This is a genomic window from Gemmata sp. SH-PL17 (assembly GCF_001610855.1).
Classification (GTDB): domain Bacteria; phylum Planctomycetota; class Planctomycetia; order Gemmatales; family Gemmataceae; genus Gemmata; species Gemmata massiliana.
On record NZ_CP011271.1, the window covers coordinates 1,258,224 to 1,272,162 of the forward strand.

Here is a 13,939-nt window from a genome sequence, read left to right on the forward strand (position 1 = left end):
CGCCCGGTGCCCCATGTCCGACACCCGCGACGCGAACCACGCCGCGACCTCGATGACGCTCCTGGACAAGCTCCGGGCCGACCAGCCGGACGCCTGGGCCCGGACCGTGCGCCTCTACGGGCCGCTCGTTGAATACTGGGCCGGGCGCGGCGGTGCGACCGGGGCGGACGCCGAGGACGTGGCCCAAGAGGTGTTCCGGGAGGCCGCCGGTGGACTCGAGCGGTTCCGCCGGGACCGCCCGGGGGACACGTTCCGGGGGTGGCTCCGCGGGATCACCCGAATGATTTTGCTGCGCCACGCCCGGCGCCGGAGCCAACAACCGCACGGGAGCGGCGGGACCGCGGCCCTGGCCGCACTGAACGAGTTAGCCGACCCGGTGAGCGAACCGGACGCGGACGACCCGGTTTCGGAGAAACACGCCCTGTACCATCGGGCACTGGAACTGGTGCGCGGGGAGTTCGAGGGGAAGACGTGGGCCATGTTCTGGGCGACCACTGTGGACGGGCGGTCCCCGGCGGAAGTCGCAGCCGAACTGGGGGTCAGTACGGCCGCGGTGCGCCAGGCCAAGAGCCGGGTGCTACGGCGCCTCAAGGAAGAGGTCGGTGACCTGATCGACTGACGGCGAATATTTTTCTGTCACACTCCCGCGATTGGTAGGTACCGGGGAACGAACCCCGGCCTCACCCGGCCCCGCGGGGCCGTCAACGGAGCACGAAAATGTCGCCGAAAACCTGGGTTCGCAAGCTGTTCACTCCCGCCACCTCCCCCGCGGCCCGCCGCACCACCGCACTCGGACTCGAAGCGCTCGGGGAGCGGGCCATGATGTCCGCCACTGCGTCGGTCGCGGGCGGGGTGCTCACCATCACCGGCGACGCCGCGATCAACCGGGTCGAGGTCACGCGCTCGAACCTGAGCGGCGGTCGGTACCTCGTGTTCGACAACAACAGTATCGTCGCGAACGTGTCCGCCACTGGCGTCACGGCTCTTGATTTCGTCAACCGCGGGTCGGGTGACACTCTCACCAATAACTCGGGGCTGGCGACGGTGCGTCACGAAACGGGCACGGTGAGCGGGGGGATCACCTGGGCGTTCGATTACAACCCGACCAGTCGCATCGGAACGCTGACCGTGAACGGGACCAGCGGGGCCGATCGGATCGACCTACAAGAAGCGTACAACAACGCCCAGGTGGGCGAATACGGGGACGGGGACACCCGCCCGGTCGGGGTCAACATCCTCAACGCCAACGACAGCGAATCTCAGGGCGGCCCGTCGTTCGCCGCGGGGAGCCAGATCACGATCGTGGTGAACGCGAAGGCGGGCAACGACATCGTGCGCAACTTCACCCGGTTCAACTCGGTCCTGAACGGCGGGTCGGGCGCGGACCAACTGTTCGGCGGGTACGGGAGCGACACGCTCTGGGGCGACCGCGACCTGGTCAACGGGGTGTACGTGGACGTGGTTACCAAGGCCGGCGAATCGAACAACGACATGTTGCTCGGTGGCTGGGGCGCGGACGTATTGCACGGCGGGTCGGGCGACGATCTGTTGTGGGGCGACCAGGGACACCAGGTGAAGGTGGGCACGCAGTGGCGCTGGGAGAGCCTGTCCGGTGACGGCACCGGGACCGCGGGGAATGATGTGCTGTACGGGGACGCGGGGAACGACACCCTGATCGGCGGGTACGGGAACGACACGCTCGAGGGCGGGGCGGGCAGCGACTGGCTGTTCGGCGGGGTCGGAAACGACACGTTGAAGGGCGGGACCGAGCGAGATTACTTGTTCGGCGGGGACGGATCGGACTCGCTGGACGGCGGGGCCGGGAGCGACTTCATCCGGGTGAACAACACCTACGGGAACTACAACGACCCGTACTGGGGGGTGAACGACTTCGCCCTCCCGCACACGGTCGACATCTACGGCGACAACGACAACGAGACCGTCAAACTCGGGTAATGTGTCGGGCGCCCGGGGTTCTCCCCGGGCGCCACGGTTTGCGGCCCGGCTCCATTGAGTGCCGGGCCGCGCTCACCCGAACGGGGCCTACCGATGGTTCTCGTGGTTGACGACGAGCTCCTTGTCGCGCAGATGCTGGCGTGGGCGTTGAACCGGGCGGGGTTCACGGTCCGCACCACGGGGAGCGGGGCGGTCGCAGTGGACGAGTACCGAGCCGGGGGTATCGATCTGGTGGTACTCGACGTCCAGATGCCTCACCCCTGGGACGGCCTACGGACCCTGGCCGCGCTCCAATCGCTCGATCCGGGTGTGCGGGCCGTGTTCGTGTCCGGGCACACGGGCGCGAGTACGACCGAGGAACTGCTCGCTCGCGGCGCGCTGCGCGTGTTCGCCAAGCCGCTCCCGAGTCTGGTCCGGTGGGCCGAAGAACTCCGGGCCCTGATTCCCGGAACGGGCCTGTGAATTTCGATATCGCCGTCTAAACTCTCACGTTCCGTGTTTCGCGAGCTCGGTTCGGGGCATATCACACACATTCCTCGTCGCGAGGCGCGGCGGGTCGTTCACCACGAAGTGTATGCGGCCAACGGGGTTCACGTCCCGGCTTGGGACGACATCCGGTTCGAGGAGCGTTGAAGCCGCGTCAGCCCATACCACCTCATCTCGCGGTTTGGCGCACCACGCCCGGTCTGGTCTACTGGTTCGCGTCCCTTGCTCCGTGGAACAAAAGGGGATCAGATGCGCGCAAGTTTAGCTTGTGTTTTGGCTGTCGTGGCATCCGCGTCGGGTGCGTCTGCGGACGATGCGAAGGTAGAGAAGATCGACCCCGCGAAATTGGTCGGGCGCTGGGACGCGCAAAACACGAAGAACGGCTTAATCATCGAGTTCACAAAGGACGGCAAGACCAAGTCCACCTTCATGCCGTCGCCCGGTAAGCCGATCCGGGTCGAGGGCACGTACACGGTCGAGGGCAACAAGCTCATTACGGTCGTCAAGAGCGGCGACCAAGAAGCGAAAGAGACACTCACCGTCACCAAGTTGACCGACACCGAGCTGGTGGGCACGACGGAGCGCGGGCGCGAGAAGGCGTTTGTTCGCAGTAAGGACAAGTAACCGGGAACGATCCGAGGTGCTCGCATGGGGCGTTGATGACGTCGCAAGAACGAGGTGCTTTTTAGGCGAGCGAGAGCCGTTTTTGTACCCGGTCAAAGGTGGTGACATTTAGGAGTTACCGGCGCGATCGACCCGTGGTGTGAACTCGGCAGATGTCGGGTGCATTGTCGCGGCTTCGAGATACGGACCTCCGCGTTTGAGCCACGAATCGTGGCTTGCCCCGGGCGCCGGATCGGTCGCGCTGAGAGCGCTCCCCGAGCGTAATCGCATGTCAGACGCAGATTACCACCGCCGATTCGCGGCACGCTGGGTGTGGGCTTGGCCCGCTTTTGCCCTGCTCATGTTGGTGCTCCATGCCGTCGATCCAATCCCCGATGCACCTGGTAAGTGGATCGGTGGGGTTCCGTTCCCCGCGCTGACTGGGGTGATATGCGGCGGATGGGCCGCAGTGCGAGCGAAGAGTTGGTGGTGCGCCGGGGCCGCGATAGCGTCCGTCGTGGTCGCGGCGATCGCCTTCGCGTACTACGGCTGGCCGTACTCGACGAAATGAAGCCTTGGCGTTCGATGGTGCGTTACCGGACGTGGTCCTCCCGCCGCATCGGTCATGCTGGGAGCGGTTCCAGGGAGCGACCGATGACCGAAGCGGACTGGCTGCTGTGTAATGACCCATTAACGCTGTTCGCCTACCTGGGCATTATCCGGGATCGGAAGGCTCGGCTGTTCGGAGTTGCTTGTGTCCGGCGTGTGATGGCGTGCCTGTTGGACGAGCGCAGCCGGCGAGCCGTCGAGATAAGTGAGCGGTTCGCGGATAAGCGCGCTAGTCGTCGGATTCTGGCAGCCGCCCGCCGTGAAGCGTATTCCGCGTTTCGCGCGGCTGATCAGATAGCGGCGCATGCGTCCGTTGTAGCTCTGAACGCGAGCGCTCGGGGCTCAGAGGCGCATACGCTCACCGTGGGTACCGCCGGGTGCGCCGTGAGTCTGATCACCCATCTTCAGGGCGACGACGTCGGCCTTGCCGAACGACAGGCACACGTGAACCTTCTCCGCGATGTCTTCGGCAACCCCTTCCGCCCGGTCACCTTCTCCCCGTCGTGGCGCACCTCCACCGCCGTTACACTCGCGGCGCAGATGTACGAATCTCGGGACTTCGGCGCGATGCCGATTCTGGCCGACGCACTCCAGGACGCCGGGTGTGACAGCGCCGATGTGCTCGATCACTGCCGCGGTCCCGGGCCGCACGTGCGCGGATGCTGGGTCGTCGATTTGGTGCTCGGCAAGGAGTAGGGATCGCGGTATGCTCTGCGAAGTTCTCTGCGGCCCAGGTGCGAATTCGCAGACGGAAATGAACAAGGCCTCGGAGGGCCAGTGCGGATGGAATTTACGTACACGACAACATTGGATGACTACGCCGCATTCAACGTTCACGCAATGAAGCGGTCGTCGTTGATCAGATGGCGGTTCGGCCTCAGTTGGGCTGTTCCGCCGGTAGTACTCCTGGCTTGTGCGGCGATGCGTGTCGACACCGGCAGCTACGACGTAGCTACTATCCAAATCGCGGTCGGCGGTGCCTACACTCTCTGCTACCCCTTCATCTACCGTGCCTGGGTGGGCTGGTCCGTTCGCGCGTTTGCCCGCGACCTCGGCTCCCGTGGTGTGATCGGACGCATCAACTTGGTCCTGACGGACGACTTGCTAATCGAGCGAACGGAGTCCGTTCAGACGGCTGTTCGATGGGAGGATATGTTGGGGGTGGAGGTGATTGGGGAGTGCGTTTACATCTACGTCACAGGACTGTCCGGGGCCATCGTTCCGCGCCACGGGTTTGAGAGGGAAGAGGACTACGAGGCGGTGCGGGACTTCGCTCTCAAGAAACTTGCGAAACCTGCCGCGTGAAGCACTGCGTCGGACCCGACCACCTGATCGATCGCTGGCTGCTCGTTCCCGCGTCGGAACGGCTCCGACCTCGGCCCGACGGCCGGGCACAAGGGCCACACACCCAGCCGATTTCACTTCGCGAACCACCGCGCGTGTCGATCTCCGACACGCACCAAATCTGGGGCACCGTGAAACCCTTGGAAATGAAGGCTTTGAGGTTGTTTGAGGCCACGAAAGGCGGCAAATTTAAGGCACCGCCATTGTCAGAATGTTTGGGCGCGGAACTGCATTTTTGGGGGAACCGTGAAACGCTTGAATTCCTAGGGGTTGGCCTCATTTAGTGTGTCCAAAGGGACCATTTTGGGGGAACCGGAAAGGAGATCTTTACGGTTGCCGTTGGGCCAGTGGAAAGGAGGCGACACGGGCGAACTGTGGTGGAGAACCCCACAGTTGCGGGCGAGAGACCCGCAACTGCGAGAATTGCAAAGGGTGTTCCGGATCGTAACACCCTTTGAACCCTGAACGAGAAGTTCATGGTTGCGGGCGGGCTCCCAGTTGTGGGCGAGAGGCCCACAACTGCGATCAGCGCGAAGAAGGCCTGTTGTAACCGAGATGGTTACAACTGATCTGCGTAACCATCTCGGCTACACGGCTCAGCCATCTGTTGCGTTCTCGGCAACGGTTGCGGGCCAGTCGTGTCGGAGAACAACACAACTGCCCGGATGACATGGCCCACGAGTCAACCAGACCCAAGCAATCAACAAATTAAATATCATTAATTCAATTTAGTGTAAATTCGGTCGAGAATTTTGCACTGCGGCGATAATAAGGGTAGCAATTCTGATCGGCCATGAGTATTGTACCAGTCTTGCTCAAGTTCGGAGACCCGTATCCCGCGCAGAGGTTCGTAACTGAGACTCGCGCGTTTAACCGACCAAGCCCTACGGGGACTTGGGGCCGTCCAGCGGACGGCCCAACCTTTTGGACGGTGGCCCCCGGTTTCGCTCCTGGGTTTGCCCTCCATCAACAGAAGGAGACGGTCAGATGAAGTGGTTCAATTCCGCCCGAAAGTCGCAGCCCTCAGTCCTGTGCCAGCTCGGTGTCGAGAACCTCTCGGCGCGGGTCGTTCCGGCCGCCCTGTCGATCAACGTGCCGGACGGAGTGGCAACGGTGTACGTCTTTTCGACCGGCGGTCAGACCTACATCAGCAGCGTCAACTCGTATGACACGACGAAGGCTACGGCCATCGGCGACTCGGCCGGGGACACGATTACGATCAACGGCAACGCCGAGAACAACATCATCGATGCCCGGAAAGTCGCGGCTGACCGCCACCTTATCGTCAACGGCGGGGACGGTAACGACACGATCTCCGGTTCGGCCGGGGCAGACCTCCTGATCGGTGGTACCGGCGACGATACTATTGACGGCGGTACCGGAAATGACCTCCTATACGGGGGCGGGCGCACCAGCGGCGATTACGTCTTCGGGATCGCGACCGGGGGCGCGGCGAACGTCCTCACCCGCGGTGATAATTTGGCTAACTCCGGCAACGACAAGCTGTACGGCGGGGACGGGAAGGACGAGCTCCACGGCGGGGACGGGCTGGACCTGCTCGTTGGTGGGTACGACTACTTCGCCGACGATAACGACGCCGACTGGGTGTACGGCGAAGACGGCAACGACGTGATCCGCGGTGGCGCGGGCGATGACTACCTCGACGGCGGGAACGGGGACGACAACATCGCCGGTGGCAACGGCAACGACACTATGTACGGGCGCAACGGGAACGACACCCTGAACGGTGGCGCGGGGAGCGACTCCGGTGTCGGCGGGAGTGGCACCGACACGGCGACTGACGCGCTCGAGGCTTTTAGCTTCTCGATCGAGATCCAGTACTGAGTCGATGTTGTAATTCGTTTGCTCGCGTGACACAACCGCCCGGCCGGTCAGCAAGGCGCGCCTTGCTGACCGGCCGGGCGCATTTCAAGGGCGCAGCCCCTCGAGTGTGCAGCACTTCATAGGAAGCCGATTATTCGCCAATTGGCGGGGACTCTGTTGCGGGCACACACCACACGCGCTGGCTCACTCCAGCGGCAGAACCACCTTCGCCCCGGACGTGTGCGTCAGCTCGAGCGTGGTTCCGCGGACCGTGGCTTCGACCAAGCTGTAGATCACAAACCGACCGTCCTTCTCGAAGGTCACGGCGCCCGCGTCCTTCATGATCTTGAGGTGGTGCGACACGTTCACCGTCTCGGCGCGGGTTTCCATTGCGAGTTGAGTCACCGTCTTCTCGCCGGCCGCCAGAGCGCGGATCAGGTCCATCCGGGTCGGATCAGCAGTTGCCGCGAGCCACGCGGTTAGTGGTGTCGCTTGGGCGTTCGAGCGGGACATTGGGGCTCAGGGTAAGGAGCAGGGCGTGCGCACTTTATTGTGCCGTGATTCCTTGGATAACTTGCAATAGGTAGTTGTCGTCCCACCCGGCTTTCATGCGCCGGGTCTTGATGCTGCCCTTGGTCTTGGCGCGCTTCAGGAGCGACACGGCCACGCGCCTCAACATCCCCAAGTTCGCGGCCGCGTGTCCCGTTCGGGCGCGGCTATCATCCTCTCGGAACGCCACATCCAATACCCGATGCAACCCGTTCTCGATGCCCCAGTGGTTGCGGATGTAACCCGCCAACTGCCCCGCACCCACCTTCAGACTGGTAATGTAATAATGCCCGGTGCCTTCGTTCTTCTGACCCTTCACCCGGCGCTCCCGGCACACCAGCGCCACCGCACTCACACCCGACCAACCGTCCGGTAAGCCCTCGGGGTCGTGAACCACGGTCACATACCGCTCCTCCGCGCGCCCGTGTCCCGCACCGACCTCGCCCGCCATGTCGCACCCGGCGAACTCGTCATCCCCGGCGCGGTCGAACACGTCGGCCACGGCGTCGCGCAACCCCTTCTGGTTCCCCTTCACGCACACCACGTACTCACCGCCCTGCTTGCGGATTTGCTCGATTGTCGCCTTCTGGCACCCGGCCGCGTCCAGTGTCACCACCGCGCCGTTGAGATCCAGGGCCCCCAGCAGGTCGGGCACCGTGGTGATCTCATGTCCGCCCTCGGGCACCGACCGCTGGCCCAGGATCAGGCGGCTCTCGGTCGCCCATGCGCTAACCAAGTGCAGGCACCCGGTGAACGTGTCCTGGGCCGACGCCCGCGCGCTCTTGCCATCGACCGCGATGTGGGTCAGCCCGGTCGAGTCGCACAGCTCCGACATCCAGCGCCCGAACCGGTCCGCGAACGCATCGGGATCGAGTTTGGCGAACACGCGCTCGAACGTGTCGTGGCTCGGAACCCCGTGGGGTAGCGCCTGGAACCGCCGAAAGAAGTCCTCCTTACTCTGGCCGTACTCGGCGATCTCCTCCCACCCGTCGGCCCCGGCGATCACCGCGCACGTGGCGATCACCAAGATGTCGGTGAGCTTGTGGAGCTTGTTGGCGGTTTCGATCCGAGGGTCGGGTACGTCCGCGAACACCGTGGTCAGTGCAAGGGGCATCGGGCATCCTCCTGATACCCTCGGTGTAGACGTAAACTCCTATATCGTCAGCAGTTCATAGTGCGCACGCCCTGGGCGGTGCCCTGTGAGCCGCAAAACTCAGGTCCATTGTCCGCAGTGTTCCGAACGCGCGCACGATACCGGGTTCGACGTGAAGCCCCGGCTCTTCGGGTGCAACACGTGCGGGCACACGTTCACCCACAAGCCCCCGAAGAAGAAACGCACCGCGGCGGAACTGGCCGTGGTCCGCGCGCAGCAAAACGTGAAGCGGGTCGAGCGCGAAGTGGCCTATCACGTGAAGGTCAAGAACCGCGAGTTCGCCGAAAACGAGTGCAGTCGCGCCCTGGCCGCCTGGATCATGGCAGTCCGCGCCAAGTTCGACGAGATCTACGAGAGCGTTCAGAAGGTCTACTTCGCGTCGCGCAAAGAGGACTGCTTGCTTCACGGACTCATCTGCGAAACGCGCCTGGAGCGGATCTACAGCGCGCTCGGTGACGTTGAAGGTGATATCCCGCTTCTCACCGTGGACTGCGAGATCCGCGACCCAGTTGAGTTCGCTGAAGGGATCAAAGCAAACTGGAAACTGTGAAGGCTAATGCGGGCGCGGTAGTTGTGGGTGCTCGCCCGACACCCTTTCTGGAGGCCCGCACATGGCACGCCCGGCCACGCCAATGTTCCCTGAGCCGACCGCAGAAGAGATTTGCTCAGAGGGAGCGCTCTCTCCTGATGGGGCTGCCGAGTTCACTTCACTGTCACGGCCTGAAATCGACCGCGCGATTGCTCGCGGCGAGATTGAGATTTTTCGCTACGGCCGCCGCGTGCTGATCGCGAAGCGCGAGGCGGTGCGCTGGCTCGCTACCTACCTGGAGGCCAGCAGACAAAACGCGGGCCGGATCTGACAGTCCCAACCCCGGACGGTTCAACCGTGTCGATCATCGACACGGTTCGTGTGTGGCGTTCTCCACCACACACCGGCGTTCGACTCGCCGGCGGGGTTCTCGTGCGGTCCCGCAATCGCACTGACGGTCTTTGACAACTCGATCACCCGTTTTGGGGTACACAGCTCTTCATCCGTTCTGTGCGTATCGGCGAACGGTGTGCAGCACCACGAACGCGACTACCATGAGCCAAACAAAGGCCGTCTCGACGAGACCCATCTGTTTCCGGTCTCGGCTCGCGATCCAGGCTATCCACGCCCACAGGGCGCTGACGAACGAAAAGAGAGCAACGCCCGCGATCGTTGCTGCGTCACTGCTGGGCCTCGGGATTCGGCTTGCGATCCCGACAACCATGAAGACGCATGCGGCCATAATTGGCCACCGCCGCTGCCGATACCAGCGTGCACGTGATTCGTTTGACGGTGGAATTTCTTGGGACATTCGCGCTGACTCTGCCCAGCAACGGGTGGAGGAAGAAGCCGTAGTGGGCGTCTGCCTTGGAGCAGAACCTTAGCTCAGAATGCGGGCCGCATCACGTTTTTTGGGCGGTAGTAATTACTACCGCTGGGGTCGATTTCGGTGAACTATTGGAGGCTTTGAGCGACGCGGTCGACATGAACGAAGTGCTTGAAATCCTAGGCGATCACGGCCGTTTTATGGACTCGGTGAAAATGCTCGCAGTTACATTTGAAGACCTGGGCCAACACCAGTTGTGCAAACGCTCCCAAGGCCTACTTTTCTAGGGGCTTACGACACTGTTTCGGGTCGTCGACTGTTGTCTTTTACTGCCCCGCGTACTATCGGCGGACGATTCAGTAACCCGGCCCTCTGACGGATCTCAACGGGGCGAGGGCGCCTTTGGCTCGTCAAGCCAGAGACCGTATGCCACAGTCTAACAGATCGCGCCCGAACAGAAAAGCTCCCAACAAGTTCCGACCGGTACCAGGGCCGTTCCTTGTTTCATGTTGTGGATTTGAGTGCGGTTGGGTAATCGGGGCGCGTTGCCTCTTGGTCCCGGAGTTGCGCATGCCCCCTCGCACCCTGTACGACGCGCTCGCCACGCTCCCCGACCCACGCAGTCGCCACGGTCGTGTCCACCCCTTGCCTGCCGTTCTGGGACTCGTCGCGTTGGCCCTGCTCATGGGACGCAAGAGCCTCTCCGGGATCGCGCGATTCGGGCGACAACACGGAACCCCACTGGCCCACGCACTCGGGTTCCGACGGGGCCAAACGCCTACCACGTCCACGCTCTCGCGCACGCTCCGACGATTCGACGCGCAACAACTCGAAGGCGCCCTGTCGCGCTGGATCGAGGGGCGCATCGACCCCGCCGCGTTTGAACACCTCGCGCTCGACGGCAAGACCCTACGTGGGAGTCGCGAGGGCGAGGTGCCCGGACTGCACCTGGTCGCCGCGTTCGCGCCGGCGGTCGCGGCGGTTCTAGCTCAGGTGCGCGTCGATTCCCGGACCAACGAGCACAAGGCCGCGTTGGAACTGCTGGGGATCCTGCCCCTGACGGGCAAAGTGGTGACGGGCGACGCGATGTTCTGCCAACGGGATCTGGCGAAACAGGTGATCGAAGCCGGGGGCGATTACGTCCTCGTGGCCAAGAACAACCAACCGGCCCTGGTCATCGACATCGAGGGCGGGTTCGCGTTCGCAACCGCCGCCCGCTCGATCGCGGCGGCTACTTCCCCCTGAACCGGTCCCGACGCCCGCGCCGTCGGGCCGGTCGGCCACCTCAACGGACAAGGGCCACGGGCGTCGGGAGACGCGCACCCTTGAGGTCACGCGGATCCTGACGGTGAGCCCGATGTGGAAGGGACTCAAACAGGGCTTCAAGGTAACGCGCGAGCGCATGGTGAAGGGCGCGCGGACGGTGGAGGTGGTGCACGGGATCACCAGCCTCTCGGCGGAGCGAGCGGACGCGGCGACACTTCTGGGCCTGGTTCGGGATCACTGGCGCATCGAGAATCCGTTGCATTACGTCCGGGATGTAACTCTGGGCGAGGACGCGTGCCGGGTGCGCAAGGGCACCGCCCCTCAGGTTCTCGCGGCCTTGCGCAATGCCGTGGTTCATTTGTTGTCCGGAGTCCGGGCCAAGAATCACCCCGAGGCCATCGAACAACTTCAAATACACCCGGACCAAGCACAGGCGCTTATCGGCATCCCGCAGTGTGAATAAAGGAACGGCCCTGCGACCGGTACCGGCGACTAAAAGGGCTTTGCAGCGGTCGCGCGTGCTCGCGCCCGGGTACTTCGTCTCGGCTGTGTACAACGCGGTACCGATCCGGGTAATATGCGATTCGCGGCACCGGACCCGGCGCGCCGCGTCAGCGGTCCGGCCCGATTCGATCGGTCGGTATGAGACCAACTCCGGTTTTGTGGGCTCACAAGGGCGAACGGTATGAGTGAGCAGTCCGCCACGCCCCTTTCTCCCGCGCGGCGCCGGTTCCTGGCCGTTCTCGTCGCGCTGCTTTTTTTGGGGGCCGCTCTCGTCGCGTCGCAGTTCCTCCGGCCCTCCGGGGAAGCTCCAAAGGAACCGGGGCCGGGCACCGTGGGTGGGGCGGACCCGCGCGTCCCGCCCCACATGAAGCTTGCGGTCGGTCGGAACCTGACCGTGTGGTGGGACGGCCCGCCCGACGTGCTCCGGCTCCGCACGGTTGCGGGCACAACGAGCAACATCCGCCACACTAACTACGCCGGTCCGGATACCTGTGCCCGGTGCCACCCGGGAACCCATGCGGACTGGTCCGCGCACCCGCACCGGTGGATGAACGTTCCCGCCGGTGCCGCAACCGTTCGTGGCGACTTCTCCCCCCAAGCGTCGATCAGCTACCGCGGCGGAACGGGAACCTTCGAGGCGCGCGACGGTAAGCACTTCATGCGCTTGGTGCGCGACGGTATCACCCGCGTGTACGAAGTGACACAGACCATCGGTTCGCGCTTTTACCAGTATTACGTGGGCAAGCAGACCGAAGGCCCGGAACCGCGCGCCCACCACTTCTACCACAAGGACCACGTGCTGCCGTTCGGTTACTGGTTGGCGAAGAAGGAGTGGGTGCCGGTCGTTCACGTCGGACCGGAGCGGGCGGACGACGACCGTCCCGACCCGTACCACCCGCCGGACCGGGGGCCGCACTACGCCGAGTACGCGGCCAGTTGCAACTACTGCCACACGACGTTCGCGCTCGGGGATCTGATGGCGCGCCGGCCCCACCAGGTGGGCGAGCACGCGCCGGTTCCGCTGCACTGGTCGGTCGGCGGGTACCTCGAACAGTCCCGCCCGTCCGATTTCAAAGCGGCCCTCGGCGCGATGCGCGACGCCGCGAAGGGCGCCCCCGTGCAGAGCCCGATGTCGAGCTGGGACTCGGCGCACTACGCGGCTTCCTTTGGCGTGAGCTGCGAGGCGTGCCACCTCGGGTGCAAGGAGCACGTCGCGAGCGACGGGAAGACGCCGCCGCGCTTCTTCCCCGAGGACCCGCTGCTCCTCGTCGAGGCGCAGCGCGCCCCGGACCCCGGCCGCACCCACGACAACCTCAACTGGAGCTGCGCCCGCTGCCACACGGGCGGGCGCCCCGCGTTCGCGGGCGGGATGTCCACGTGGAACTCGGTGGAGTTCTCCGACGCCGCAAAGGGGAGCTGCTACTCGCAACTGCGCTGTATCGACTGCCACTCGCCCCATAAAGCGCTCGGCGCGGTGTGGACCCCGCCACCGGAGAAAGACGACGCGGTGTGCCTCAAGTGCCACACCAAATTCGGCGCGCCCGCGGCCCGGCGCGAGCACACGCACCACGCCCCGGGCAGTTCGGGCGACCGGTGCCTGAATTGTCACATGCCGCGCATTAACGAGGGACTGAACGACGTGGTGCGCACGCACATGATCTACTCGCCGACGCGCCCGGACATGATTCACGCGAACCACCCGAATGCGTGCAACCTGTGTCACACCGATAAACCGATCGACTGGACCCTCAAGGGGCTGAAGGACTGGTACGGCAAAACTTACGACGAGAGCACGGTCGCACAGAAGTACCCCAGGCGCACTGAACCGGCGGCCCTCGGCTGGCTGGCGAGCGGCGAGGAATCGGTCCGGCTCGTCGCCGCCGACGCGCTCGTGCGGGCGAAGGACCGCGGCGCGCTCCCGCAGCTCTTCGGCGCGCTCGATGACCCCTTTTTGTTGAACCGACAGTTCGCGGCGAAGGGGCTGGAAGAGATGCTCGGCGCGCCCCTCGCGGACACGGGGTACCGGTTCTATATGACGAGCGCCGAGCGCCGCAAGCCGCTCGCCGACCTGCGCGAAAAGTACCTTCCGCCGAAAAACAAGTAGCCCCAATCTAAGGCGCCGATACTCACCGTGGCCCATCAAGGTCTGCGGTAGGTACGTGCACGAGACGGGTTCAACGAACCGCCGCGCTACGCCGCAGTTTGCGCCGTTCGGTTTCCGCCGGGGCCGGGCTCAGCGGGGCACTCCGACCTCGGCTTCCTAGCGACAACCTCGGCAGTGCGGAAGCCC

Annotated in this window: 15 protein-coding genes; 13 read left to right on the forward strand and 2 right to left on the reverse strand. The window is 64.3% G+C overall.

Translation table 11 applies throughout. From position 1 onward, the window contains the following. The first annotated feature begins 13 nt into the window (after window positions 1-13). The 8 genes from VT84_RS05065 to VT84_RS05100 all read left to right on the forward strand — a co-directional run bounded on the left by VT84_RS05065 (window position 14) and on the right by VT84_RS05100 (window position 6,843). Window positions 14-619 carry an RNA polymerase sigma factor gene (locus tag VT84_RS05065; RefSeq protein WP_082838737.1) on the forward strand — a complete coding sequence of 202 codons (606 nt, stop codon included), beginning with the start codon at window positions 14-16 and terminating at the stop codon, window positions 617-619. Window positions 620-717: 98 nt separating this feature from the next. Next, complete coding sequence (locus tag VT84_RS41935) at window positions 718-1,956, forward strand: calcium-binding protein (protein ID WP_082838738.1); 1,239 nt, start codon at window positions 718-720, stop codon at window positions 1,954-1,956. 93 nt (window positions 1,957-2,049) lie between these two features. Continuing rightward, complete coding sequence (locus VT84_RS05075; RefSeq protein WP_082838739.1) at window positions 2,050-2,418, forward strand: response regulator; 369 nt, start codon at window positions 2,050-2,052, stop codon at window positions 2,416-2,418. 273 nt (window positions 2,419-2,691) lie between these two features. Continuing rightward, window positions 2,692-3,066 (forward strand): TIGR03066 family protein, encoded by a 375-nt coding sequence (locus VT84_RS05080; RefSeq protein WP_082838740.1) that lies wholly within the window; start codon window positions 2,692-2,694, stop codon window positions 3,064-3,066. 268 nt (window positions 3,067-3,334) lie between these two features. Next, entirely contained in the window at window positions 3,335-3,616 is a 282-nt protein-coding gene (locus VT84_RS05085; protein WP_052560535.1) for a hypothetical protein, read from the forward strand. A gap of 83 nt (window positions 3,617-3,699) precedes the next feature. Next, window positions 3,700-4,350, forward strand: a complete 651-nt coding sequence (locus VT84_RS40510; RefSeq protein WP_052560536.1) for a hypothetical protein — start codon at window positions 3,700-3,702, stop codon at window positions 4,348-4,350. Between the two features lie 87 nt (window positions 4,351-4,437). Next, window positions 4,438-4,959, forward strand: a complete 522-nt coding sequence (locus VT84_RS05095; protein WP_052560537.1) for a YcxB family protein — start codon at window positions 4,438-4,440, stop codon at window positions 4,957-4,959. A 1,026-nt stretch (window positions 4,960-5,985) separates the two neighbouring features. After that, complete coding sequence (locus VT84_RS05100; RefSeq protein ID WP_052560539.1) at window positions 5,986-6,843, forward strand: calcium-binding protein; 858 nt, start codon at window positions 5,986-5,988, stop codon at window positions 6,841-6,843. 183 nt (window positions 6,844-7,026) lie between these two features. On the opposite strand, the gene VT84_RS05105 is transcribed toward VT84_RS05100, so the two are convergent. Both VT84_RS05105 and VT84_RS05110 read right to left on the reverse strand, forming a co-directional pair. Then, window positions 7,027-7,335 carry an ArsR/SmtB family transcription factor gene (locus VT84_RS05105; protein WP_082838741.1) on the reverse strand — a complete coding sequence of 103 codons (309 nt, stop codon included), beginning with the start codon at window positions 7,333-7,335 and terminating at the stop codon, window positions 7,027-7,029. 34 nt (window positions 7,336-7,369) lie between these two features. Beyond that, window positions 7,370-8,485, reverse strand: coding sequence for an ISAs1 family transposase (locus VT84_RS05110; RefSeq protein WP_082838742.1), 1,116 nt, complete (start codon window positions 8,483-8,485; stop codon window positions 7,370-7,372). 151 nt (window positions 8,486-8,636) lie between these two features. Between VT84_RS05110 and VT84_RS05115 the strand changes: the two genes are divergently transcribed. The 5 genes from VT84_RS05115 to VT84_RS05145 all read left to right on the forward strand — a co-directional run bounded on the left by VT84_RS05115 (window position 8,637) and on the right by VT84_RS05145 (window position 13,753). Continuing rightward, window positions 8,637-9,074, forward strand: coding sequence for a hypothetical protein (locus VT84_RS05115; protein ID WP_157469199.1), 438 nt, complete (start codon window positions 8,637-8,639; stop codon window positions 9,072-9,074). Between the two features lie 61 nt (window positions 9,075-9,135). Continuing rightward, complete coding sequence (locus VT84_RS05120) at window positions 9,136-9,384, forward strand: hypothetical protein (RefSeq protein WP_082838743.1); 249 nt, start codon at window positions 9,136-9,138, stop codon at window positions 9,382-9,384. Between the two features lie 1,065 nt (window positions 9,385-10,449). Beyond that, window positions 10,450-11,124 carry an ISAs1 family transposase gene (locus VT84_RS41615; protein ID WP_082838745.1) on the forward strand — a complete coding sequence of 225 codons (675 nt, stop codon included), beginning with the start codon at window positions 10,450-10,452 and terminating at the stop codon, window positions 11,122-11,124. Then, window positions 11,015-11,608, forward strand: a complete 594-nt coding sequence (locus VT84_RS41620; protein ID WP_239465947.1) for an ISAs1 family transposase — start codon at window positions 11,015-11,017, stop codon at window positions 11,606-11,608. Before VT84_RS41615 ends, VT84_RS41620 begins: the two co-directional genes overlap by 110 nt. 222 nt (window positions 11,609-11,830) lie before the next feature. Next, window positions 11,831-13,753 carry a hypothetical protein gene (locus VT84_RS05145; RefSeq protein ID WP_082838747.1) on the forward strand — a complete coding sequence of 641 codons (1,923 nt, stop codon included), beginning with the start codon at window positions 11,831-11,833 and terminating at the stop codon, window positions 13,751-13,753. Window positions 13,754-13,939 lie beyond the last annotated feature (186 nt).